At 52.6% G+C, this 23,762-nt stretch carries 25 protein-coding genes and 1 tRNA gene; 10 read left to right on the forward strand and 16 right to left on the reverse strand.

The genetic code is table 11. The features are described from left to right. The first annotated feature begins 42 nt into the window (after window positions 1–42). The 4 genes from A9587_RS00135 to yejF are packed head-to-tail and all read left to right on the forward strand — an operon-like array spanning window position 43 to window position 5,568. The gene (locus A9587_RS00135) at window positions 43–1,857 is read left to right on the forward strand and encodes an extracellular solute-binding protein (RefSeq protein ID WP_105263638.1); all 1,815 of its coding nucleotides are present in this window, start codon (window positions 43–45) and stop codon (window positions 1,855–1,857) included. Next, window positions 1,858–2,952, forward strand: a complete 1,095-nt coding sequence (locus tag A9587_RS00140) for a microcin C ABC transporter permease YejB (RefSeq protein ID WP_000501591.1) — start codon at window positions 1,858–1,860, stop codon at window positions 2,950–2,952. Further along, window positions 2,952–3,977, forward strand: a complete 1,026-nt coding sequence (locus A9587_RS00145) for an ABC transporter permease (RefSeq protein WP_001516726.1) — start codon at window positions 2,952–2,954, stop codon at window positions 3,975–3,977. Before A9587_RS00140 ends, A9587_RS00145 begins: the two co-directional genes overlap by 1 nt. 1 nt (window position 3,978) lies before the next feature. Further along, window positions 3,979–5,568 (forward strand): microcin C ABC transporter ATP-binding protein YejF, encoded by a 1,590-nt coding sequence (gene yejF, locus A9587_RS00150; RefSeq protein ID WP_105263637.1) that lies wholly within the window; start codon window positions 3,979–3,981, stop codon window positions 5,566–5,568. A 3-nt stretch (window positions 5,569–5,571) separates the two neighbouring features. Here the strand turns inward: yejF and A9587_RS00155 are convergent, their stop codons facing one another. The 3 genes from A9587_RS00155 to rsuA all read right to left on the reverse strand — a co-directional run bounded on the left by A9587_RS00155 (window position 5,572) and on the right by rsuA (window position 8,162). Beyond that, entirely contained in the window at window positions 5,572–5,916 is a 345-nt protein-coding gene (locus A9587_RS00155) for a YejG family protein (protein ID WP_000202798.1), read from the reverse strand. 332 nt (window positions 5,917–6,248) lie between these two features. After that, window positions 6,249–7,439 carry a multidrug efflux MFS transporter Bcr gene (gene bcr / locus A9587_RS00165; RefSeq protein ID WP_000213385.1) on the reverse strand — a complete coding sequence of 397 codons (1,191 nt, stop codon included), beginning with the start codon at window positions 7,437–7,439 and terminating at the stop codon, window positions 6,249–6,251. Window positions 7,440–7,466: 27 nt separating this feature from the next. Further along, window positions 7,467–8,162, reverse strand: coding sequence for a 16S rRNA pseudouridine(516) synthase RsuA (gene rsuA, locus A9587_RS00170; RefSeq protein WP_001234858.1), 696 nt, complete (start codon window positions 8,160–8,162; stop codon window positions 7,467–7,469). Between the two features lie 148 nt (window positions 8,163–8,310). Here rsuA and A9587_RS00180 point away from each other — a divergent pair, with 148 nt between their 5' ends. Both A9587_RS00180 and rplY read left to right on the forward strand, forming a co-directional pair. Beyond that, window positions 8,311–10,071 carry a DEAD/DEAH box helicase gene (locus A9587_RS00180; protein WP_000578097.1) on the forward strand — a complete coding sequence of 587 codons (1,761 nt, stop codon included), beginning with the start codon at window positions 8,311–8,313 and terminating at the stop codon, window positions 10,069–10,071. Window positions 10,072–10,195: 124 nt separating this feature from the next. Then, window positions 10,196–10,480, forward strand: a complete 285-nt coding sequence (rplY, locus tag A9587_RS00185) for a 50S ribosomal protein L25 (protein ID WP_000494188.1) — start codon at window positions 10,196–10,198, stop codon at window positions 10,478–10,480. A gap of 163 nt (window positions 10,481–10,643) precedes the next feature. On the opposite strand, the gene yejK is transcribed toward rplY, so the two are convergent. Further along, window positions 10,644–11,651, reverse strand: a complete 1,008-nt coding sequence (gene yejK / locus A9587_RS00190) for a nucleoid-associated protein YejK (RefSeq protein ID WP_000050774.1) — start codon at window positions 11,649–11,651, stop codon at window positions 10,644–10,646. Between the two features lie 181 nt (window positions 11,652–11,832). Here yejK and A9587_RS00195 point away from each other — a divergent pair, with 181 nt between their 5' ends. The 4 genes from A9587_RS00195 (at window position 11,833) to narP (ending at window position 14,821) form a co-directional block, all read left to right on the forward strand. Beyond that, window positions 11,833–12,060: a YejL family protein gene (locus A9587_RS00195; protein ID WP_001135667.1), complete on the forward strand. Its 228-nt coding sequence runs from the start codon at window positions 11,833–11,835 to the stop codon at window positions 12,058–12,060. Window positions 12,061–12,079: 19 nt separating this feature from the next. Then, window positions 12,080–13,840 carry an LPS biosynthesis-modulating metalloenzyme YejM gene (gene yejM / locus A9587_RS00200; protein WP_000256124.1) on the forward strand — a complete coding sequence of 587 codons (1,761 nt, stop codon included), beginning with the start codon at window positions 12,080–12,082 and terminating at the stop codon, window positions 13,838–13,840. Window positions 13,841–13,914: 74 nt separating this feature from the next. Beyond that, a tRNA-Pro gene (locus A9587_RS00205) sits at window positions 13,915–13,991 on the forward strand. Between the two features lie 182 nt (window positions 13,992–14,173). Further along, window positions 14,174–14,821 carry a nitrate/nitrite response regulator protein NarP gene (narP, locus tag A9587_RS00210; protein WP_001516729.1) on the forward strand — a complete coding sequence of 216 codons (648 nt, stop codon included), beginning with the start codon at window positions 14,174–14,176 and terminating at the stop codon, window positions 14,819–14,821. 34 nt (window positions 14,822–14,855) lie between these two features. Here the strand turns inward: narP and ccmH are convergent, their stop codons facing one another. From ccmH to napG, 12 genes are read right to left on the reverse strand one after another with little or no spacing between them, the layout of a single operon-like run. Then, entirely contained in the window at window positions 14,856–15,908 is a 1,053-nt protein-coding gene (ccmH, locus tag A9587_RS00215; RefSeq protein ID WP_001211603.1) for a cytochrome c-type biogenesis thiol:disulfide oxidoreductase CcmH, read from the reverse strand. After that, window positions 15,905–16,462: a thiol:disulfide interchange protein DsbE gene (gene dsbE, locus A9587_RS00220; RefSeq protein ID WP_000824445.1), complete on the reverse strand. Its 558-nt coding sequence runs from the start codon at window positions 16,460–16,462 to the stop codon at window positions 15,905–15,907. The genes ccmH and dsbE overlap by 4 nt, the downstream gene beginning before the upstream one ends. Continuing rightward, window positions 16,459–18,402 (reverse strand): cytochrome c-type biogenesis heme lyase CcmF, encoded by a 1,944-nt coding sequence (ccmF, locus tag A9587_RS00225; RefSeq protein ID WP_085449084.1) that lies wholly within the window; start codon window positions 18,400–18,402, stop codon window positions 16,459–16,461. Before ccmF ends, dsbE begins: the two co-directional genes overlap by 4 nt. Then, complete coding sequence (gene ccmE, locus A9587_RS00230; RefSeq protein WP_001026411.1) at window positions 18,399–18,878, reverse strand: cytochrome c maturation protein CcmE; 480 nt, start codon at window positions 18,876–18,878, stop codon at window positions 18,399–18,401. The genes ccmF and ccmE overlap by 4 nt, the downstream gene beginning before the upstream one ends. Continuing rightward, window positions 18,875–19,084 carry a heme exporter protein CcmD gene (gene ccmD / locus A9587_RS00235; RefSeq protein WP_000186540.1) on the reverse strand — a complete coding sequence of 70 codons (210 nt, stop codon included), beginning with the start codon at window positions 19,082–19,084 and terminating at the stop codon, window positions 18,875–18,877. Before ccmD ends, ccmE begins: the two co-directional genes overlap by 4 nt. After that, complete coding sequence (gene ccmC / locus A9587_RS00240; protein WP_001295447.1) at window positions 19,081–19,818, reverse strand: heme exporter protein CcmC; 738 nt, start codon at window positions 19,816–19,818, stop codon at window positions 19,081–19,083. The genes ccmD and ccmC overlap by 4 nt, the downstream gene beginning before the upstream one ends. A 41-nt stretch (window positions 19,819–19,859) precedes the next feature. Next, window positions 19,860–20,522, reverse strand: coding sequence for a heme exporter protein CcmB (ccmB, locus tag A9587_RS00245; RefSeq protein ID WP_000971724.1), 663 nt, complete (start codon window positions 20,520–20,522; stop codon window positions 19,860–19,862). Beyond that, window positions 20,519–21,142, reverse strand: coding sequence for a cytochrome c biogenesis heme-transporting ATPase CcmA (gene ccmA / locus A9587_RS00250; RefSeq protein ID WP_077633357.1), 624 nt, complete (start codon window positions 21,140–21,142; stop codon window positions 20,519–20,521). The genes ccmB and ccmA overlap by 4 nt, the downstream gene beginning before the upstream one ends. 12 nt (window positions 21,143–21,154) lie before the next feature. Further along, complete coding sequence (napC, locus tag A9587_RS00255) at window positions 21,155–21,757, reverse strand: cytochrome c-type protein NapC (protein ID WP_000528371.1); 603 nt, start codon at window positions 21,755–21,757, stop codon at window positions 21,155–21,157. Between the two features lie 9 nt (window positions 21,758–21,766). Next, window positions 21,767–22,216: a nitrate reductase cytochrome c-type subunit gene (gene napB, locus A9587_RS00260; protein ID WP_000835174.1), complete on the reverse strand. Its 450-nt coding sequence runs from the start codon at window positions 22,214–22,216 to the stop codon at window positions 21,767–21,769. Further along, the gene (gene napH / locus A9587_RS00265) at window positions 22,213–23,076 is read right to left on the reverse strand and encodes a quinol dehydrogenase ferredoxin subunit NapH (RefSeq protein ID WP_000013486.1); all 864 of its coding nucleotides are present in this window, start codon (window positions 23,074–23,076) and stop codon (window positions 22,213–22,215) included. Before napH ends, napB begins: the two co-directional genes overlap by 4 nt. Next, window positions 23,063–23,758, reverse strand: a complete 696-nt coding sequence (gene napG, locus A9587_RS00270) for a ferredoxin-type protein NapG (RefSeq protein WP_000091299.1) — start codon at window positions 23,756–23,758, stop codon at window positions 23,063–23,065. The genes napH and napG overlap by 14 nt, the downstream gene beginning before the upstream one ends. Window positions 23,759–23,762: the final 4 nt, after the last annotated feature.

Consider the following 23,762-nt stretch of genomic DNA (forward strand, 5'->3'; position numbering starts at 1 on the left):
CCGGATTGCGGCTAATGATGAGTAAAAGGAAATCCATTGCAGATGATTGTGCGCATACTGCTGGTGTTTATCACCCTGTTCACCTTCGGTGTGCAGGCGCAGGCTATTAAGGAAAGCTATGCCTTTGCAGTACTGGGAGAACCCAGATATGCCTTTAATTTCAACAATTTTGATTATGTTAATCCTGCCGCGCCAAAAGGCGGGCAGATAACGTTATCCTCCATTGGCACCTTCGATAATTTCAACCGCTATGCACTACGCGGAAACCCCGGTGCACGTACCGAGCAGTTGTACGACACACTATTTACCACCTCCGATGACGAGCCGGGCAGTTATTACCCGCTAATTGCCGAAAGCGCGCGCTATGCCGACGATTATTCCTGGGTTGAAGTTGCTATTAATCCGCGCGCCCGTTTTCATGATGGTTCGCCCATTACTGCCCGCGATGTTGAGTTCACTTTTCAAAAGTTTATGACTGAAGGCGTGCCGCAATTTCGCCTGGTATACAAAGGCACCACAGTTAAAGCCATTGCGCCGTTAACCGTGCGCATCGAATTAGCTAAACCCGGCAAAGAAGATATGCTTAGCCTGTTTTCACTGCCGGTATTTCCAGAAAAATACTGGAAGGGTCACAAACTGAGCGACCCGCTCGCTACGCCTCCACTTGCCAGTGGTCCGTATCGCATTACGGCCTGGAAAATGGGGCAAAATATTGTCTATTCCCGCGTGAAAGATTACTGGGCGGCAAACTTACCGGTAAACCGTGGACGCTGGAATTTCGACACCATTCGCTACGATTATTACCTTGACGATAACGTCGCTTTTGAAGCATTTAAAGCTGGTGCCTTTGATTTGCGCATGGAAAACGACGCCAAAAACTGGGCCACGCGCTATACCGGTAAAAATTTCGACAAAAAATACATTATCAAAGATGAGCAAAAGAACGAATCAGCCCAGGATACACGCTGGCTGGCGTTTAATATTCAGCGCCCGGTATTCAACGATCGCCGGGTTAGGGAAGCCATCACCCTCGCCTTCGACTTTGAATGGATGAACAAGGCCTTGTTTTACAATGCCTGGAGTCGCACTAACAGCTATTTTCAGAATACCGAATACGCTGCCAGAAATTACCCCGACGCTGCGGAACTGGTGCTGTTGGCACCAATGAAAAAAGATCTACCGCCAGAGGTGTTCACACAAATCTACCAGCCGCCAGAATCCAAAGGCGATGGCTACGACCGTGATAATCTGTTAAAAGCCGACAAACTTCTCAACGAAGCAGGCTGGGTACTGAAGGGTCAGCAACGCGTTAACGCTACGACGGGTCAGCTTCTCAGCTTTGAATTATTGCTTCCAGCCAGCAGTAATAGCCAGTGGGTATTGCCGTTCCAGCACAGCCTGCAACGGCTTGGTATCAACATGGACATTCGCAAGGTGGATAACTCACAAATCACCAACCGAATGCGCAGCCGCGACTATGACATGATGCCACGCGTGTGGCGGGCGATGCCGTGGCCCAGCTCCGATTTACAGATTTCCTGGTCATCGGAATATATCAACTCTACTTATAATGCTCCCGGCGTACAAAGTCCGGTCATCGACTCGCTGATCAACCAAATTATTGCCGCCCAGGGAAATAAAGAAAAATTACTGCCGTTGGGGCGCGCCCTGGATCGCGTATTAACGTGGAATTATTACATGTTGCCGATGTGGTACATGGCGGAAGACCGTCTCGCCTGGTGGGATAAATTCTCCCGCCCGGCAGTGCGTCCCGTTTATAGTCTCGGTATTGATACCTGGTGGTATGACGTCAATAAAGCGGCCAAACTGCCGTCAGCCAGACAACTGGGAGAGTAGATGGGCGCTTACCTGATTCGCCGTCTGTTGCTGGTGATCCCAACGTTATGGGCGATTATCACCATCAACTTTTTTATCGTGCAAATTGCGCCTGGCGGTCCGGTCGACCAGGCCATCGCCGCCATTGAGTTTGGTAATGCCGGAGTATTACCAGGTGCAGGCGGCGAAGGCGTGCGTGCCAGCCATGCACAAACGGGCGTCGGCAACATCAGCGACAGCAACTACCGCGGTGGACGCGGATTGGATCCAGAAGTGATCGCAGAGATCACCCATCGCTACGGTTTCGATAAACCGATCCACGAACGTTACTTCAAAATGCTCCGGGACTACATTTGTTTTGATTTTGGCGACAGCCTGTTTCGTAGCGCCTCAGTGCTGACATTGATTAAAGACAGTCTGCCGGTTTCCATCACCCTCGGATTGTGGAGCACGCTGATTATCTACCTGGTGTCAATTCCGCTGGGTATTCGCAAAGCCGTTTATAACGGTAGTCGCTTTGATGTCTGGAGTAGCGCATTTATTATCATCGGCTACGCTATCCCGGCCTTTTTGTTTGCAATCCTGCTGATTGTCTTCTTCGCGGGCGGCAGTTATTTCGACCTGTTCCCTCTGCGCGGCCTGGTTTCCGCTAATTTTGATTCACTACCGTGGTATCAGAAAATCACCGATTATCTGTGGCACATCACGCTACCCGTGCTGGCGACAGTGATTGGCGGCTTTGCGGCGCTCACCATGCTGACAAAAAACGCCTTTCTTGATGAAGTGCGCAAGCAATATGTGGTTACCGCGCGCGCGAAAGGAGTGAGTGAGAAAAACATTCTCTGGAAACATGTGTTCCGCAACGCCATGCTGCTGGTGATTGCCGGTTTTCCAGCGACTTTCATCAGCATGTTTTTCACCGGTTCGCTGTTGATTGAGGTGATGTTTTCACTCAATGGCCTCGGTTTGCTGGGCTATGAAGCGACCGTCTCGCGCGATTATCCGGTGATGTTTGGCACCTTGTATATTTTCACCCTGATTGGCCTGCTCCTGAATATCGTCAGTGATATCAGCTATACACTGGTCGATCCTCGTATTGATTTTGAGGGACGCTAATGCCGCAACTCAGCCCCGTCAATCAGGCCCGTTGGGCGCGTTTTCGTCATAATCGTCGCGGCTACTGGTCGTTATGGATTTTCCTCTTCTTATTCAGTTTGAGTTTGTGTTCTGAACTGATCGCCAACGATAAACCGTTGCTGGTACGTTATGACGGTAGCTGGTATTTCCCGTTGCTGAAAAACTACAGTGAAAGTGATTTTGGCGGCCCGCTGGCAAGCCAGGCGGATTATCAGGATCCGTGGCTAAAACAACGACTGGAGGATAAAGGCTGGGTACTGTGGGCACCGATTCGCTTTGGTGCTACCAGTATCAATTTTGCGACCGATAAGCCCTTCCCCTCCCCACCCTCACCACAAAACTGGCTGGGGACGGATGCCAACGGCGGCGATGTGCTGGCGCGTATTCTGTATGGCACACGGATCTCGGTTCTGTTTGGTCTGATGCTGACACTCTGTTCCAGTGTGATGGGCGTGCTGGCGGGGGCGCTGCAAGGTTATTACGGCGGAAAAGTGGATCTCTGGGGGCAGCGCTTCATTGAAGTGTGGTCGGGGATGCCGACGCTGTTTCTGATAATTCTGCTTTCCAGTGTCGTTCAACCTAACTTCTGGTGGCTGCTGGCGATTACCGTCTTGTTTGGCTGGATGGGTCTGGTGGGCGTAGTGCGTGCGGAATTTTTGCGTACCCGTAATTTCGACTACATCCGCGCGGCGCAGGCGCTTGGCGTCAGCGATCGCAGTATTATCCTGCGTCATATGTTGCCAAATGCAATGGTCGCTACCCTCACCTTTTTACCGTTTATTTTATGTAGCTCGATCACCACCCTGACCTCGCTCGATTTCCTCGGCTTCGGCTTGCCACTCGGTTCACCATCGCTCGGAGAACTGCTGTTACAAGGGAAAAATAACCTTCAGGCACCGTGGCTTGGGATCACCGCCTTCTTGTCGGTGGCGATATTATTGTCATTGCTGATCTTTATTGGTGAAGCAGTCCGCGACGCATTTGATCCTAATAAGGCGGTGTAGCATGACGCAAACTCTGTTAGCGATTGAAAATTTGTCGGTGGGTTTTCGCCATCAGCAAACCGTTCGCACCGTAGTGAATGATGTTTCGCTACGCATTGAAGCTGGCGAAACGCTGGCGCTGGTGGGTGAGTCTGGCTCCGGCAAGAGCGTTACTGCGCTGTCGATTTTACGTCTTCTCCCTTCCCCGCCTGTTGAATATCTCTCTGGCGATATTCGTTTTCATGGCGAATCGCTGCTTCATGCCAGCGAGCAAACGTTGCGTGGTGTGCGGGGAAATAAGATTGCCATGATTTTCCAGGAGCCGATGGTATCGTTAAACCCATTGCATACTCTGGAAAAACAGCTTTATGAAGTGCTTTCACTGCATCGCGGGATGCGTCGGGAAGCGGCGCGTGGTGAAATCCTTAATTGCCTCGATCGCGTCGGTATCCGCCAGGCAGCAAAACGGCTGACAGACTACCCGCATCAGCTCTCCGGCGGCGAACGTCAGCGGGTGATGATTGCAATGGCGCTACTCACTCGACCGGAATTATTGATTGCTGATGAACCGACTACCGCACTGGACGTCTCTGTCCAGGCGCAGATTTTGCAATTATTACGCGAACTGCAACATGAACTGAATATGGGCATGTTATTTATTACTCATAACCTCAGCATTGTCAGAAAACTGGCCCACCGCGTGGCAGTGATGCAAAACGGTCGCTGTGTGGAGGAAAATCGCGCCACTGCGCTCTTTGCCTCCCCCGTTCATCCTTACACGCAAAAACTACTCAACAGCGAACCGTCAGGCAATCCAGTGCCGTTGCCAGAGCCAGCCTCAACGTTGCTTGATGTTGAACAGCTTCGGGTCGCTTTCCCCATTCGTAAGGGACTCCTGAAACGCGTCGTCGATCATAACGTGGTGGTGAAAAGCGTCAGTTTTACGCTTCGGGCGGGTGAAACGCTGGGTTTAGTGGGCGAGTCCGGCTCCGGCAAAAGCACCACAGGACTGGCGTTGCTACGATTAATTGACTCTCAGGGCAGCATCGTTTTTGACGGTCAGCCATTGCAAAATCTAACTCGTCGCCAGCTATTGCCCATTCGCCATCGCATTCAGGTGGTATTTCAGGATCCAAACTCCTCACTCAACCCACGACTCAACGTGTTGCAGATTATTGAGGAGGGGTTACGTGTGCATCAACCCACCCTTTCAGCCACGCAACGCGAAGAGCAAGTGAAAGCCGTAATGCAGGAAGTGGGGTTAGATCCTGAAACGCGCCACCGTTATCCGGCGGAGTTCTCGGGAGGTCAACGACAACGTATTGCGATTGCCCGAGCATTGATTCTGAAACCTTCGCTGATCATTCTTGATGAACCAACATCATCGCTCGACAAAACGGTACAGGCGCAAATATTGGCGCTATTGAAATCATTGCAACAAAAGCACCAACTAGCCTATTTGTTTATCAGCCATGATTTGCATGTTGTTCGCGCATTATGTCATCAGGTTATCGTGCTGCGACAGGGAGAAGTAGTGGAGCAAGGACCGTGCGCGCGCGTGTTTGCCGCACCGCAACAGGAGTATACGCGTCAGCTACTGGCGTTGAGCTGATGCTTAAAAAGGATTGTAGTTTGAGAAAGGCTCGGCAATTGCCACACCAAAATTTTTCAGTCGACAGGTGGCGGCGAACTCATCCTGCCGATTAACAAACAGACATGGCTCACCTTCACACTCCAGTACCGAGCACGGAACTTCAATATCGCTTAATGCCTGGCTAAGTTTGTACATCACCGACCATGCGTTATCGCCATCCGGGCTAAGCAATTTAAGCGCCACCAGGCTGTTGTCACCGCACGGTCCATTTTGCGGAATCGGTTCAACTTTTGAACCTGCGAAACCAGCAGACCAACGATAGTTCTGCGGCAGTCGATGGACGATTGAGAGTTGTAATGAAGTCACTTATTTTCCCCGGAAGCACATTTAATTCACAATTTATTTACATTAATTTTAACACATCATCAACAACCCGTCTTTAAACAGATCGTAAAGATTGATGCCTCGCCTGCGTGGCCTCTATGGCTCTGATTTAAATAATATCTGCGGGCGTGGTCACGTTTGCGGGGCTATATGTACCCGTTTCTGAGATCTAACTCAACCTTTTTAACTACAATGATGTGACTTTTTACATAAATTGATTTTACATAAAACAAACAAATGACGGGGGATTGATAGATTTGTGGTTGATATGCATCAACAAAGGAAGCCTTTTAGCTTCCCTGTTGAGCAATAGTTCACCGTTTTTTGGGTCTGCTGGCGTACAAACAGAAGAGAATTGAACTGGTTGCACAGAATGCGATTGACCAAATCATCGGCCATGCGGAATTAAAGGTCGCCAGCGAAAGCAGCGCTCCAACAATTGCGCCAATGCCAAAACGAAAAGTTCCTGCAAGCGACGACGCGGTTCCCGCCATATGAGGGAACTCATCCAGAATTACCGCCATCGCGTTAGAAGACACCATCGATACGCAGCCAACAAACGCCGCCACACCCACTACCAGCGACCAGAATCCTAGCCCCAGTAATGCGCTGATGACCATCCACGCCGCCATAATAAATTGAATCCACAGCCCCGAGCGGAACATATTCAGCGCGCCAATGCGGCGAACAAAGCGACTGTTAAAAATGGTCATCACAAACAGGAAAACAATGTTTAACGCAAAGTAATAACCGAAGTTTTCCGGTGCGACATGGTTAATTTCAATGTAGACAAACGGTCCGGCGCTTAAGAACGAGAACATCCCGGCAAAGCTAAAACCGCTGGCCAACATATAACTCAGGACACGCTTATGGCGGAACAACGCGGCAAAGTTACCAATGGTGGTACGGATGTGAAACGGCTGGCGACGCTCCGGCGGCAAGGTTTCTTTGATCAGGAAGAAGATCATTGCCGAAGCCAGAATCGCCGCTACAGCGAGGATCCAGAAAATATAATGCCAGCTCAACCACACCAGCACCCAGCCGCCAACAATCGGTGCCATCAGCGGCGCGATGGTGGTCACCAGCATAACGAACGACATCATCCGCGAGAACTCTTCTTTCGGGTAAATATCGCGCATCAGGGCATTGATAACCACGCTGGCCGCTGCCGCCGCCAGACCGTGAAAGAAACGCATCACAATCAACTGATCGATGGTTTGCGCCAGCGCGCACGCCACCGCCGCCGCGGCAAACACCAATGTACCACCGAGGACAACCGGCTTGCGCCCGAAGCTATCCGCCATCGGCCCGTAGATTAACTGCCCCAACGCAAACCCCAGAATATAAGTACTCAGAGTCATCTGCGTACTGCCCGCAGGCACACCAAACTGGGCAGAAATCACCGGCAGCGCAGGCAGATACATATCAATCGACAGCGGCATCAACATGGCCAGCAGGCCAAGGATAAAGACAATAGCAAACGACGAATGCTGTCGGGTGGTCACAACTGGCTCCTGAAAGTCATTAAAGTGTTAAACGACGCTGGCAATTTCTTCTTCAGTTAACGGACGATATTCACCGGGTGCTAAATCTGCATCCAGCGTAATGCCGCCAATACGTTCACGGTGCAGTTCAACCACGTGGTTACCCACAGCGGCAAACATACGTTTCACCTGATGATAACGCCCTTCACTAATGGTCAAACGAACCTGCGTTGGGGTAATCACTTCCAGCACCGCAGGCTTAGTGAGATCTTTTTCGTTATGCAGTTGTACACCTTTAGCAAATTGCTCTGCCGTGTCGTCCGCTACGGGTGATTCCAGCGTCACCAGGTACGTTTTCTCGCAATGATGACGTGGAGAAGTAATGCGGTGCGACCACTGACCATCGTCGGTCATCAGCACCAGACCGGTAGTATCGATATCCAGCCGCCCTGCCGCATGCAGTTTCCATGCTACAGGTTCATCAAGAAAATAGAGCACCGTTGGGTGATCCGGGTCATCCGTGGAACAAACATAGCCCTGAGGCTTATTGAGCATGAAGTAACGTGGGCCATGTTGCTGTACCAACGGGTTACCATCGTAAGCCACACTGTGTTCAGGAAGCAGTTTAAACGCTGCATTGCGGACGATTTCGCCATCGACGGTGACACGAGTGCCGCGGATTTCACGCCCGGCAATAGCACGGCTAACGCCGAGTTGCTGTGCGATAAATTTATCAAGTCGCATGTGTGTGATTTTGCCTGTAAAAACGGAGGTCGGGCATTGACCCGAAAATCTGAACTGTTGTCTGCCCAGTATAGCGGTCTAATAACTTCCCTCAAGGGAAAAAGATCCGTGGCATACTATTAGCAGAATAATCTACCTACGCGAGACCATGATTTTTACACTCCGTCCATATCAGCAAGAAGCCGTGGATGCCACGCTCAACCATTTTCGTCGTCATAAAACTCCTGCCGTTATCGTACTCCCTACCGGTGCGGGTAAAAGTCTGGTGATAGCGGAACTGGCACGGCTGGCGCGTGGTCGCGTGCTGGTGCTGGCACACGTCAAAGAACTGGTAGCGCAAAACCATGCAAAATATCAGGCGCTGGGGCTGGAAGCGGATATTTTTGCTGCCGGACTAAAGCGCAAAGAGAGCCACGGTAAAGTAGTATTTGGCAGCGTACAGTCGGTCGCCCGCAATCTCGACGCCTTTCAGAGTGAATTTTCACTGTTGATTGTCGATGAATGCCATCGTATTGGCGACGACGAAGAGAGCCAGTATCAGCAAATCCTTACTCACCTGACAAAAGTGAATCCCCACTTACGCCTGCTGGGGCTGACTGCCACGCCCTTTCGGCTGGGGAAAGGCTGGATCTATCAGTTTCATTATCACGGCATGGTGCGCGGCGACGAGAAAGCCCTTTTCCGGGACTGCATTTATGAGTTACCGCTGCGCTATATGATTAAACACGGTTATCTGACACCACCGGAACGGCTGGATATGCCGGTAGTGCAATATGATTTCAGCCGCTTACAGGCACAGAGCAACGGGCTGTTCAGCGAAGCGGATCTCAACCGCGAGCTGAAAAAACAGCAACGCATTACGCCACACATTATTAGCCAGATTATGGAGTTCGCCGCAACGCGCAAAGGGGTGATGATTTTCGCCGCGACGGTCGAACACGCAAAAGAGATCGTTGGTCTACTGCCCGCCGAAGATGCCGCGCTTATTACCGGCGACACGCCCGGCGCTGAACGTGATGTATTAATTGAAGATTTTAAAGCCCAGCGTTTTCGCTACCTGGTCAACGTTGCGGTACTGACCACCGGATTTGACGCGCCACATGTCGATCTTATCGCCATTCTGCGCCCTACCGAATCGGTAAGTCTTTACCAACAAATTGTCGGGCGTGGTCTGCGTCTGGCTCCGGGTAAGACCGATTGCTTAATTCTTGATTATGCAGGTAACCCTCACGATCTCTACGCCCCGGAAGTAGGTACGCCGAAAGGCAAAAGTGACAACGTCCCGGTGCAGGTTTTCTGCCCTGCCTGCGGCTTTGCCAACACGTTTTGGGGCAAAACAACCGCCGACGGCACATTGATTGAACACTTTGGTCGCCGTTGTCAGGGATGGTTCGAAGATGACGACGGGCATCGCGAACAGTGTGATTTTCGCTTCCGCTTTAAAAACTGCCCCCAGTGCAATGCAGAAAATGACATTGCCGCGCGCCGCTGCCGCGAGTGCGACACCATTCTGGTTGATCCGGATGATATGTTAAAAGCGGCGCTACGGTTGAAAGATGCTCTGGTGCTACGCTGTAGCGGCATGTCTTTACAGCATGGGCACGATGAAAAAGGCGAATGGCTGAAAATCACCTATTACGATGAAGATGGTGCTGATGTGAGTGAGCGCTTCCGTCTGCAAACACCCGCCCAGCGAACCGCCTTCGAGCAGCTTTTTATCCGCCCGCATACGCGCACACCGGGCATCCCTCTGCGCTGGATAACCGCCGCCGATATCCTCGCCCAGCAAGCGTTGCTGCGCCACCCGGATTTTGTCGTTGCACGAATGAAAGGCCAGTACTGGCAGGTTCGTGAAAAAGTGTTCGATTACGAAGGCCGTTTTCGTCGGGCGCACGAATTACGCGGTTAATGGTAGTTTTGATTGATGTGAAAGGCGTTTGAGTATAGAATCTCGCCCGCTTTTGCATACGCAAAGCAGATCACTTACCTGTTGCTGGGTCGCCTGTAGCAGGAATCAATTAAGAGAGAAAGAAATGTTTACTATCAACGCAGAAGTACGTAAAGAGCAGGGTAAGGGTGCGAGCCGCCGCCTGCGTGCCGCTAACAAATTCCCGGCAATCATCTACGGTGGCAACGAAGCGCCGCTGGCAATTGAGCTGGATCACGACAAAGTCATGAACATGCAAGTTAAAGCTGAATTTTACAGCGAAGTTCTGACCATCGTTGTTGACGGTAAAGAAATCAAAGTTAAAGCTCAGGATGTACAGCGTCACCCGTACAAACCGAAGCTGCAGCACATCGACTTCGTTCGCGCTTAATTGCTGAATAAGTTGTAAGAAACCCCGCTCCGGCGGGGTTTTTTGTATCTGCAGATTATGCCTGATGCGACGCTGCTCGTCTTATAAGGCCTACGGTATGGTTGTTTTTTGTCGGCCAGATAAAGCGTTCACACCGTATCTGGCATTCATAACACCAAACCGATTAATTGCTGCCAGAAGTCCGGCGCTGCAATTGATCGCGCAGATTCGGCGGTGTGCCCTTAATGGTCAGTGTATCGGTCGCCGGATCCCAAAAAATCCGTTCACCTAACAGCATCGCATCAAAGTTAATGGTCAAGCCACCGCCGCTACCGGCAAACTTCGTCAACTGACGCAGTGTGCTGCGGTCTGCCGGGAAGCTCTCTTCCAGTTCATACCCTTTTTCAGCCGCAAATTCCGTGAAGCTCACTTCGCTGACGCCCGCCAGCTCTTTTGACAGCGATTCCAGCTCGATTTCTTCGCCCGCCTGCAATTGCTCATTACAGTAGCTATAAACCTGCTGGCGAACATTTTGCCGTTCTGCTTTATCCAGTTGCGCTTCGGCAGTGAAATCATCAACCGCCTGCAACAAACCGCGGTTTTGCGCTTTCGCATTCAACCCTTCGCTGGCACCGAGGAAGTCCATAAAGAAATCAGCCACTTTGCGCCCTACTCGTCCTTTCAGGAAAGTCAGATAACGGGTCGATTCTGGGTTAGTTTCCCACTCGGTCAAATCGATACGCGCCACAATATCCGCATGATTGATATCAAGATAATGGGTCGGGTTGATGTCGAGGTTTTCGTTAACGCGCATACTGCTTAAATTGTTCAGCACGCAAATCAGCAGATACTCCACAGCCAGATAACGGTAGTGGCAAAACAGCACAAAACCGCCGTCAGCAAAGGGGTATTTCGCCAGCTCGTCACGCAGGCGACCTGTTGCCGCGCGGCTAAATGCCAGAAAATCTTCTTCGCCCTGGCGCTGCAAACGTAACGCCTGCGCCAGTTCACTCTCTTCGTTGAACAAGCCGTAGGCTTTATTTTTAGCGCTATAGACCCGATGCAGTTCTGCCACCATCTCAACGACGGTTTCCGTCGGCTCCAGCAATGAATCGCGCAACACCAGCTCAAGGTTCTGCTCATCACGCTTGATAAGCTGGTGCAGAGCAATCTGGTTGATATCCAGACTCATGATAAACTCTCCTTTAAGACCGGGCGGTATTCAATCACCGCCGGTAAAGCGACGCAATAAAAGATGGCAGCCATTTTACAGAAGGCAGCGTAACGCGAATGATTTAAAGTATAAAAAAGCAGAAAAAAAACCGTTGCTACGGTAATATGTTGCCCTTTCATCAACTAACTGATTTCGATTTATGCCACAAATTTCCCGCTACAGTGATGAACAGGTTGAACAATTGCTCGCAGAGCTGCTCAACGTACTGGAAAAACATAAGGCTCCGACCGACCTTTCCCTGATGGTGTTAGGCAACATGGTCACTAACCTTATCAATACCAGCATTGCCCCGGCTCAACGCCAGGCGATTGCCAACTCTTTTGCCCGCGCCTTGCAGTCCTCGATCAACGAAGACAAAGCGCACTAAGGGAAACAGATAACAGGTTATGGTAACTCATCATCAGCGCTACCGTGAAAAAGTCTCCCAAATGGTCAGTTGGGGGCACTGGTTTGCACTGTTCAATATTCTGCTTTCACTCGTCATAGGCAGCCGTTACCTGTTTATCGCTGACTGGCCGACAACACTTGCTGGTCGTATTTATTCCTACGTAAGCATTATCGGCCATTTCAGCTTCCTGGTGTTCGCCACCTACTTGCTGATCCTCTTCCCGCTGACCTTTATCATCGGCTCCCAGAGGCTGATGAGGTTTTTATCCGTCATTCTGGCAACGGCGGGAATGACGCTGTTACTGATCGACAGCGAAGTCTTTACTCGTTTCCATCTCCATCTTAATCCCATCGTCTGGCAGTTGGTTATCAACCCGGACGAGAATGAGATGGCGCGCGACTGGCAACTGATGTTCATCAGCGTGCCGGTTATTTTATTGCTTGAACTGGTGTTTGCGACGTGGAGTTGGCAAAAGCTGCGCAGCCTGACACGTCGTCGGCGCTTCGCCCGTCCGCTGGCCGCATTCTTATTTATCGCCTTTATCGCCTCGCACGTGGTGTATATCTGGGCCGATGCCAATTTCTATCGCCCAATCACCATGCAGCGCGCCAATCTGCCGCTTTCATATCCGATGACGGCGCGACGTTTTCTTGAGAAGCATGGCCTGCTTGATGCACAGGAGTATCAACGCCGTCTTATTGAGCAAGGCAATCCGGACGCCGTTTCCGTACAGTATCCGTTAAGCGAACTGCGCTACCGCGATATGGGCACCGGACAGAACGTCTTGCTGATTACTGTCGATGGCCTGAACTATTCACGCTATGAGAAACAGATGCCTGCACTGGCGGGTTTTGCCGAGCAAAATATTTCATTCACACGCCATATGAGTTCGGGCAACACCACCGACAACGGCATCTTTGGCCTGTTCTATGGCATCTCGCCAAGTTATATGGATGGCATTCTGTCGACCCGCACGCCTGCGGCGTTAATTACCGCGCTTAACCAGCAAGGCTATCAGCTTGGGCTATTCTCATCCGATGGCTTTACCAGCCCGTTGTATCGCCAGGCATTGTTGTCAGACTTCTCAATGCCAAGCGTTCGCACGCAATCCGATGCTCAGACCGCCACACAGTGGATCAACTGGCTGAGCCGCTACGCGCAAGAAGATAATCGCTGGTTCTCATGGGTATCTTTCAATGGCACCAACATTGACGATAGCAACCAGCAAGCATTTACCCATAAATATAGCCGGGCAGCAGGCAATGTTGATGAGCAGATCAACCGCGTGTTAAATGCGCTGCGTGATTCTGGCAAGCTGGACAATACGGTGGTGATTATTACTGCCGGTCGGGGTATTCCACTGAGCGAAGAGGAAGAAACCTTTGACTGGTCCCACGGTCATCTTCAGGTGCCGTTAGTGATCCACTGGCCGGGCACACCGGCGCAGCGTATTAATACCCTGACCGATCATACCGATCTAATGACCACGTTGATGCAACGCCTGCTGCACGTCAGTACGCCTGCCAGCGAATATTCGCAAGGTCAGGATTTGTTCAATCCTGAACGCCGTCATTATTGGGTTACCGCAGCGGATAACGATACGCTGGCAATCACCACGCCAAAAATGACGCTGGTGCTGAACAATAATGGTAAATACCGCACTTACAACTTACATGGTGAAAGAGTGAAAGACGAAAAACCACAGTTAAGTTTGTTATTGCAGGTGCTGACAGACGAGAAGCGTTTCATCGCTAACTGATTAATTATAAATCAGTTAGCAAAATATCTTACTTGCAATCGGTGTGGAAAACGGTAGTATTAGCAGCCACGAGTCGGCACGTAGCGCAGCCTGGTAGCGCACCGTCATGGGGTGTCGGGGGTCGGAGGTTCAAATCCTCTCGTGCCGACCAAAAATCCCTTAAGAACCAGCCTGTTATGGCTGGTTTTTTTATATCTACACGTTGTCCCGCAACCCACACTTGCAGTTTTACTACATGCCCATACATAAAATGGGGTAACATTCACGCGCCTGGTAGCGTTTCCAACGCTACGCTCAAACATAATGATTCTAATAAAACCTCAGGAGACTACTATGCCTGAAGCAACGCCTTTTCAGGTGCTGATTGTGGATGATCATCCACTTATGCGACGCGGTGTTCGTCAGTTACTGGAACTTGATCCTGGCTTTGAAGTGGTCGCTGAAGCGGGCGACGGCGCAAGTGCTATCGATCTGGCGAATCGACTGGATATCGACGTGATCTTGTTGGATCTGAATATGAAAGGCATGAGTGGCCTGGATACCCTCAATGCCTTGCGCAGGGATGGCGTTACCGCGCAAATTATTATTCTGACCGTTTCAGATGCCTCCAGTGATGTGTTTGCGTTGATAGACGCAGGCGCTGACGGTTATCTGTTGAAAGATAGCGACCCGGAAGTACTGCTGGAAGCGATTCGCGCCGGGGCAAAAGGCAGCAAAGTCTTTAGCGAACGCGTCAATCAGTACTTACGCGAACGTGAAATGTTTGGCGCAGAGGAAGATCCCTTCAGTGTGTTGACGGAGCGTGAACTGGATGTTCTGCACGAACTGGCGCAGGGGCTGTCCAATAAGCAGATTGCCTCAGTGTTGAATATTTCCGAGCAAACAGTGAAAGTACACATTCGCAATCTGCTGCGTAAACTCAATGTCCGCTCACGCGTGGCAGCAACTATTTTGTTCCTGCAACAACGCGGGGCACAATAAAAAAAGCCCGATGGCGTCACCATCGGGCCTCTTCTTATTTACTTTGTTGCGGCGACAAATGCTGCATCGCCTGCGCGATACTGCGTTCAATCACCGCTCGACGGGTATCGTTGGCGGGTAAGAGCTTCAACATCATCTCCCACGCAGCAACGGCTTCGCCAAATCGCTGCTGTTCAAAGGCGTTAAACGCATACATGCTTAACACACGAATATTGCTGTGGTCGCTTCTCACCAGTTGGCGTAGCAACTCTCCACCCAGGCGGTTGTCGTTGGGATCAGAAGAACGCGTCAGTGCTTCAGCATAACCCAGCGCCGCATCACTATTTTTCGGGTCGAGGCGATACGCGTTAGCATACGCATCGGTCGCAATACTGGCATTACCCAGCGCCATCCCAATGCGACCCAGCATAATCCAGCCTTCAATATCTCCCGGATTTTTTTGCAGTTGAGTACGCATCCCCAGCGCGAGGCGCGACATCTCTTCTTCATTCAACGGTTCAGCTTTCGGATCCAGCGCCCTGTCCAGCAGTGCCGGAGCCTGCACCATGGCCTGCTGCCAGGCTTTTACCTGCTGATAATTGCCGGTCTGGTAGTAACTGACGCCAGCCACAACTAACGCCACCACAATACCCGGCAGATAAACAACATATCCGGCACGCTTACCTTCCGGCATGCTTTGTTCGGGAAACTCCTCCTGCGCCACATGCACCCGACGCCGCGAACGGGAGTAAATCACCCAACCGCCAATGCCAATAGCCACCACCGGTAGCACCCACAGCAGCACGGTCAGCGGCGTTAACGGCGGATCGTAAGTAACGAAGTTGCCGTAACGCGCCACCATATAATCAACAATCTCTTTCTTACTCTTGCCTTCCTGCATCAGTTCGTACACTTTCTGTCGCAGGTCGGTGGCAATCATCGAGTTGGAATCGGCAATGCTGTTGTTCTGGCATTTCGGGCAGCGCAGTTCTTCAGTGAGCTGACGGAACTGTTGTTCCTGTGCTTCATCCTTAAACTGCAACACGTCGATGGTCGCCAGTGCCGAGCTGGAGATCATCAGCATCAGCACGCCCAATAAAAACCTCATTGTGCGGCCTCCTTACTGTATTTCTCCCATAGCGGCTTGATCTCTTCTTGCCAGACGCGGGGATTGAGATCGCCCGCATGGCGATAGCGAATGATGCCGTTGCCGTCGATGAGGAACGTTTCTGGCGCGCCATAGACACCGAGATCCAGCCCTAACATGCCGTCGCCGTCAAACAGACTTAACGCGTAAGGATTACCCAACTCTTTCAGCCAGCTAATCGCTTTCTGCCTGTCGTCTTTATAGTTCATACCGACCACGCGGATACCCTGCGCAGAAAGCTGATTCAGGTATTGATGTTCCGCACGGCAGGTCGGGCACCAGGTCGCCCAGACGTTCAGCAGCACCGGCTTGCCCTGAGTCAGCACGTCCGCCTGATAAAACTGACCTGGATTATCCAGTGATTCAAGGCGAAACTTCGGCACTGGCTTGCCAATAAGCGCCGATTCCAGATTGGTCGGATCATCTCCTTCAGCATTACGTGCCAATTGCCACAGCAACGCTGCAGCAATCGCCAGGAAGATAATCAAAGGAATTAACAATACTTTGCGCTTCATACAGCCTCCGGCGCAGTTTTTTGCGGGTTCACGCGCTTGCGATAACGAGGATCAAACAGGCACAGTAGCCCCCCCAACGCCATCATCAGTCCGCCCGCCCAGATCCAGCGAACAAACGGTTTGTAGTAAAGACGTACAGCCCACGCACCGTTTTCCAGCTCTTCACCGAGCGCCGCGTACAGGTCACGGGTGATGCCGCCGTCAATTGCCGCTTCGGTCATCATCGAACCAGCGGTGTTGTAATAACGTTTTTCTGCATACAACACCGTTTCCGGTTTGCCGTCACGCGTCACGCCGATTGTCGCCACGCCGCCACGCCAGTTCGGACCGCTAACGTCTTTTACGTCGCGGAATGTGAAACGATACTCATGAATATCGACGCTATCGCCAGACTTCATGCGTACGTCACGCTCAACGCTATAGTTCTGACTGAAGGCGATACCAACAATTGTCACTGCAAGCCCCAGGTGGGCCGCCACCATTCCCCAGTAGCTGAAGGTTGTTTTGGTGCCACGCGAAATACGCAGCGCCGCTTCGGCAATCGCCAGCACACCAATCCAGCAGGCCATTGCCAGACCGAGTACCGTCATCGCCACGACTTTGCTTTCGAACAGCCACGGCAACAGCAACGACAACGCCAGCGTGCTAATAAAGGCGATAATCAACAAATTGCGGATTTTACGCGGACGATCGCGCCCCCAGCGCACCAGCGGGCCAACGCCAAGCAACAACGCAAACGGCACCATCAGCCAGGTAAACATGGTGTTGAAGAACGGTTCGCCAATCGAAATGCTGCCCAGCCCGAGCTGCTTATGCACCAGCGGCAGCAGCGTCCCCAGCAGTACCACCAGCATCGCGGCGACCAGCAAAACGTTGTTCGCTAACAACAGAGATTCCCGCGACCACAGCGCATTGTTTACGCGTGAGCGAACTTTGTGTCCACGCGCGGCAAACAGCAGCAGCGAACCGCCAATCACCAGCACCATAAAGGCGAGGATAAACATGCCGCGCGCCGGGTCAGACGCAAATGCATGTACCGATACCAGCACGCCGGAGCGCACAAGGAAAGTTCCCAGCAGACACAACGAGAAGGCACTGATTGCCAGCAATAATGTCCACGCTTTGAAGCTGGCACGTTGTTCAGTCACCGCCAGCGAGTGCATCAGCGCAGTACCCACCAGCCACGGCATAAACGAGGCGTTTTCTACTGGATCCCAGAACCACCAGCCGCCCCAACCAAGTTCGTAATAAGCCCACGCAGAACCAAGTACGATGCCAAGCGTCAGGAAGATCCACGCCGCCAGCGTCCAGGGACGGGTAAAACGTGCGTAGGTGCTGTCCAGACGTCCGCTCAATAAAGATGCAATGGCAAAAGCAAACGCCACCGAGAAACCGACGTAACCCATATAGAGCAGAGGCGGATGGAAGATCAGCCCTGGATCCTGCAACAGCGGGTTAAGATCACGCCCTTCAATCGGGAAGTTCGGCAGCGTGCGGGAGAACGGGTTAGAGGTAAAGAGAATGAACAGCAAAAAGCCGACGCAGACCATTCCCATTATCGCCAGTACGCGGGCAACGATATCCAGCGGAATACGCTGGCTAAAAATCGCTACCGCAAAGGTCCAGCCGCTCATCAGCAGCACCCACAGCAGCAGCGAGCCTTCATGCGCGCCCCAGGTGGCCGCCACGCGATACCACACCGGAAGCTGGGTATTAGAGTTGCTGGCCACGTAGGTGACGGTGAAGTCGTTCACCACGAACGCATTGACCAGCACCAGAAATGCGCCAGCCACAGACATAAACAGCAACCAGGCAAACAAGCGAGAAGAGGCCATCATGCGCGCATCTCCACGCGCCACGCCCCACAAAGGATAGACGGACAGCAGCAGCGCAATCCCTAATGCCAGGCACAGCAGTCCGTTACCAATTTCCGGCATCATGATGCTGGATCCTTATAAACACTGGCCGGGCGACGGTGATTAGCTTCCATCGCTTTCTCGACTTCTGGCGGTGTGTAGTTTTCATCGTGTTTCGCCAGTACTTCTTTCGCGAGGATATGATTGCCTTTTTCCAGTTCGCCCTGCACCACAACGCCCTGCCCTTCACGGAACAGGTCCGGCAGAATGCCTTCGTAAGAGACATCCACTGAGCCTTCAGCATCGTAAATGGTGAAGGTCACTTTCAGCGAGTCAGGATCGCGCTGCACGCTACCCGGCATCACCATCCCGCCGACGCGCAGACGCTGACCGACTTCCGGCATCTGCTGGGTTTCACGCTTGCCGTAGAGAATTTCCCCCGGCGTATAGAAAAGATCGATATTCGAGCGCAGCGCATACAGCACCAGACCGATAGTCAGCGCCAGCCCCGCCAGCACGGCACAGGCAATCCACAAGCGGTTTTTACGGCGAATATTCATGCAGCCTCCTGCTGTTGCGCAGCACGTAAACGCGCCTCACGCGCCCGTTGTTGCGCCACGCCACGCAGAATTGCGCGATGCTGCATCACCGAGTGCACGACCAACACCACCAGCGGAATAACAGTCATCACTACCGCCAGCCAGACAAAAAAGGCGTAACCGCCCATTGCGAAAAATTCATTCCAGGAAGCAAATGCAGGGGTCATTTACGGCCTCTTTTCAGTATCAGTTCACTCACCCACGGACGGCGTTTTTCCATCAGCAAAATCAAATTACGCATCCGCATTAGCGTCAGCGTGGCAGACAGCAGCAGGAAACCAAAAATCGACCAGCGCAGCGGCGAACGCATCGCCGGATCGATACTTTGCTGCATCCGCGTTGATCCCTGATGCAGGGTGTTCCACCACTCCACGGAGTAATGAATAATCGGCAGGTTTACTACACCAATCAGCACCAGGATCCCCGCCGCACGCCCCGCCAGACGGCGATCGTCGAAAGCGTGCCACAGCGCAATCACACCAACATACAGAAACAGCAACACCAGTTCAGAGGTCAGACGTGCGTCCCATACCCACCAGGTCCCCCACATCGGTTTTCCCCATGCGGAACCGGTAACCAGGGCAATAAAGGTAAACACGGCACCAATGGGAGCCATCGCCGCCACCGCCAGATTGGCCATTTTCATCTGCCAGACAAGGCCGATAAACGCCGCCACCGCCATTGAGGCATAAATGCCCATCGACCAGATCGCCGCAGGCACATGCAGATAGATAATGCGGTAGCTATTTCCCTGCTGATAATCAGCCGGAGCGAAGCCGAATCCCCAGATCCAGCCAACGGTAAGCACGACCACACTGGCGATTGCCAGCCACGGTATAAACCAGCCACAGATTTGGTACAGCCGTGGTGGGATCGCCAGTTGATGCAGTGTTTTCCACATAGTTTCGATACCAGACTCGAACAAAAATCAGTAATCCAGCGTTATTGAATGCTGATTCGTAACGCTGCCGCCGTCGCAAAAGGACTTAATGTCGCGGTGCCTGCCAGCAACGCGCCTAAAATTGCCAGATACCCGTCAACGGGCAAATGCATCGAAGCCGCGTCCATCGCGGCGGTAGCAAAGATGAGTAATGGGATGGTCAGCGGTAACACCAGTATGCTGAGCAGCACGCCACCGCGTTTAAGTCCCACTGTCAGCGCCACGCCCGGAGCACCGAGAAATCCCAGCGTTGGAGTTCCCAACAGCAGCGTCAGCGCCATCACTTGCCAGCCATAAACGTCCATTCCCAGTAGCAATGCCACCAGTGGCGAGAGGATAAGTAACGGTAAACCGGTTACCATCCAGTGCGCCATCACCTTCGCCAGCACAACGGCGGGCAAGGGTAACGGCAACAACATCAGTTGTTCAAGACTGCCGTCCTGCAAATCGTCACGGAACAGTCGCTCCAGCGCCAGTAAGGAAGAAAGCAGCGCTGCCACCCAAATAATGCCCGGTGCAATACGTGCCAGCAGTTGCGGCTCCGGACCGATACTGAGCGGAAAAAGGGTAATAACAATCAGGAAAAACCACAGCGGGTTGGCGATTTCGGCGCTATGGCGAAACGCTACGCGCAGCTCAAGACGGAAAATGCGCCAGAACATCATACGCCCCTCGTTTTCGTCAGAGATATGCGGCGGATTTTACTTTCGGCAACGTTGAGCGGTTGGTGAGTAGTAAGAATCACAATCCCCCCCTGCTCCGTATGCTGTGCCATACGCTGGGTCAGATGATCGACGCCGTTAACGTCAATCGCGGTAAACGGTTCGTCGAGGATCCACAAGGTGGCACGGGTCAGCCACAGACGCGCCAGCGCAACGCGGCGTTGTTGCCCGGCAGAGAGTTGATTCACGGGAATATCTTCGAATCCGGCAAGCCCGGCCTGCGCCAGAGCGTCCAGACAGTGTGCGGTATCACCATCGCGATGATAAAAGTGCAGATTTTCTAACGCCGTCAGCCGGGTTTTGATCCCCGGCTGATGGCCTATCCATAACAGGTTTTGATGGTAGCTATCGCGTACCTGATGCAAGGGCTGCCCTTGCCAGAGAACTTCACCCGCATCAGGGCGAGACAACCCCGTCAGCAAACGGAGAAGCGTTGTCTTCCCCGCGCCGTTGCTGCCGGTGATTTGTACCCACTCTCCTGCATTCAGCGTAAATGACAAACCACTAAATAAAGTGCGTTCATCCCGCTCGCAGAGTAATTCTCTGGCTTCAAGCATACCCACGCAATAACCCTGTTAAAAACCTGGTTCGACTTCACGCATATCAGGCAGCTTGTGCGCTATCCCTTTATGGCAGTCAATACAGGTTTGCCCGTCTTTCACCGCCTGAGCGTGCATCTTCGCGGCAACACCTTTCTGGGCGGTTGTATCCATATACTCGAAGTTGTGACAGTTACGACACTCCTGCGAGTTATTGTCCTTCATCCGCCGCCACTCATTCTGTGCCATAGTCAGGCGATGAGCTTCAAACTTTTGCGGCGTGTCAATAACGCCAAAAATTTTACCATACAGCTCTTTACTTGCTTTGAGCTTGCGTATCATTTTCGGCACAAACTCGTGCGGAACGTGACAATCCGGACAGGTCGCACGCACGCCACTACGGTTGTTGTAATGCACGGAATCCATGTATTCCTGATACACCGTATTGCGCATTTCGTGGCAGCTAATGCAGAACTCTTCGGTATTGGCTTTTTCCATTCCGGTGTTAAAGCCGCCCCAGAAGACAATACCGCCAACAAAACCGATCAACAGCAGCGTACCCAGCGCCAGACGACTGGGAGTACGCCACCATTTCCACAGGCGCTTAATCAGGCCAGGCTTACGGTCAGAATTTCCCATAATAACCTCTTATTTCCCGTAACCTTTTGATGGGGTGAAGGTATTCCCCACGATTGGCGCGGTATCGGCCTGCGGCACGTGACATTGCAGACAGAAGTAACGACGCGGAGCCACTTCCGCACCTACCTTGCCATCGCTGTCCATAAAGTGAGTTGGACTGATGCGCGGCGCGCCAGTGGTGCGATAGCTCTCGACACCGTGGCACTGTAAGCAGCGGTTGGTATTGGTCGTTACCTGATAACCTTCAACGCTATGCGGGATCATCGGCGGCTGATTCACATAGTTCAGCGGCATCCGATCCTGCTCTTTTGGCATCCGAATGGCCCCTTCCTGCGTCCCGGATACTTCCGGCGACTGGCTAAAATCGACGCCATTAGCCGCCCAAACCGCGCCGCTCACCACCAGGGCCAGCATCGCCGTCCATTGACACAGCGCTTTCTTCAGGTCATGGCTTTTCATGATTTCGCTCCCGAACTCCATCGTGTAGTTATTGTAAATACATCCTCAGAACAGACATCCACGCAGCGACCGCACGTCATGCAATCGCGGCTGGTGACCTGCACCGGGCTTTGTTCATCCAGCACCGGGGCACGTAGTACATGCGGTTCCGGGCAAACATGAAAACAATCCATACAGCGGTTACATTTCTGCCGATCGGTAGCCGCAACGGTAACAATACCTTTGCTACCCAACACGCCATACAGCGCACCGACCGGGCAAATGTGACCGCACCAGCCGTGTTCAACGACCAGTAGATCAAATAAAAACAGCGCGAGAATAAGCAGCGCGCCGCTGCCGAATCCCATTACCAGGCTGCGCCCCATCAGGGAAACAGGGTTAATCCATTCCCAGATGAGTGTGCCGGTTAAGGCCGATCCCACCAGTATGACGACCAGCAGCACGTAGCGAATGTGCCGCGGGATCGTCGCAGACTGATTGAGGTCAAATCGCCTGCGTAACCAGTTTGCTAAATCGGTAATCGGGTTCAGCGGACAGACCCAACTGCAAAATAATCGCTTTCCTGCCAGGGCGTAGAGCACAGTGATAATTACTGCGCCGGTCAACGCCACTGTGGCAGGTAGATGACCGCTGGCAAGGCTTTGCAGCGTCATCAGCGGATCGGTCAGCGGAATGGTGTCGAGTAACAAGCTACTGCTATAGTTGCCGTGCAAGATCCACACACCAAACCACGGGCCGCTCAAAAACATTCCCAGTACGAAGAACTGACAAAGGCGACGCAACACCAGCCAACGGTGACTACGCCACCAGCCTTTTTTCGCCAGCGCCTCGCGCCCGGCGTCACGTTTACGATTTGCCATCGTTCCCCTCCAGCCAGCCGAAGCGGTAATGGTGACCTAACTCCCCTTTCGCCAGTGACAGCGGTAACACCTTGATTGCCGGTTGCTCCAGTACGCACACTTTTTCGCACTTACCGCAGCCGGTGCAGGCATCGCTGTGAACCGTTGGCAGAAAACGGGCGTGTTTACCGGTACGCGTGTTGCGCTCCAGTTCCAGGGTAATCGCCTCATCAATTTTCGGGCATTCGCGATAACAGACATCGCAGCGCAGCCCCTGAAAGTTGAGGCAGTTCTCCTGATCCACCAGCACTGCCAGTCCCATCCGCGCGTCGTCGATCGATTCGATTTCACGATCCAGCGCACCACTCGGGCACACTTTGGCACACGGTACGTCCTCACACATTTCGCAAGGAATATCGCGCGCCACAAAGTACGGCGTGCCCGCCGACAGGCCAGAGGCCAACGTCGCCAGCTTTAAGGTGTCGTAAGGGCAAGCCTGAACACACTGCCCGCAACGCACACAGGCACTGGCAAAGGCGTTCTCGTTTATGGCTCCGGGCGGGCGCAACCGCACGCCAGATGCACGTGCGGTTTGCTGTTGTAACCCCAGCGCCACACCCACGGCAGCCAGCCCGCCTGCTGTGCGAACGACATCGCGCAGAAAGCGGCGGCGACCATTTTGAGGTTTCGCTGACCGGGACATAATG

The sequence above is a fragment of the Escherichia sp. MOD1-EC6162 genome, assembly GCF_002965125.1.
Classification (GTDB): domain Bacteria; phylum Pseudomonadota; class Gammaproteobacteria; order Enterobacterales; family Enterobacteriaceae; genus Escherichia; species Escherichia marmotae.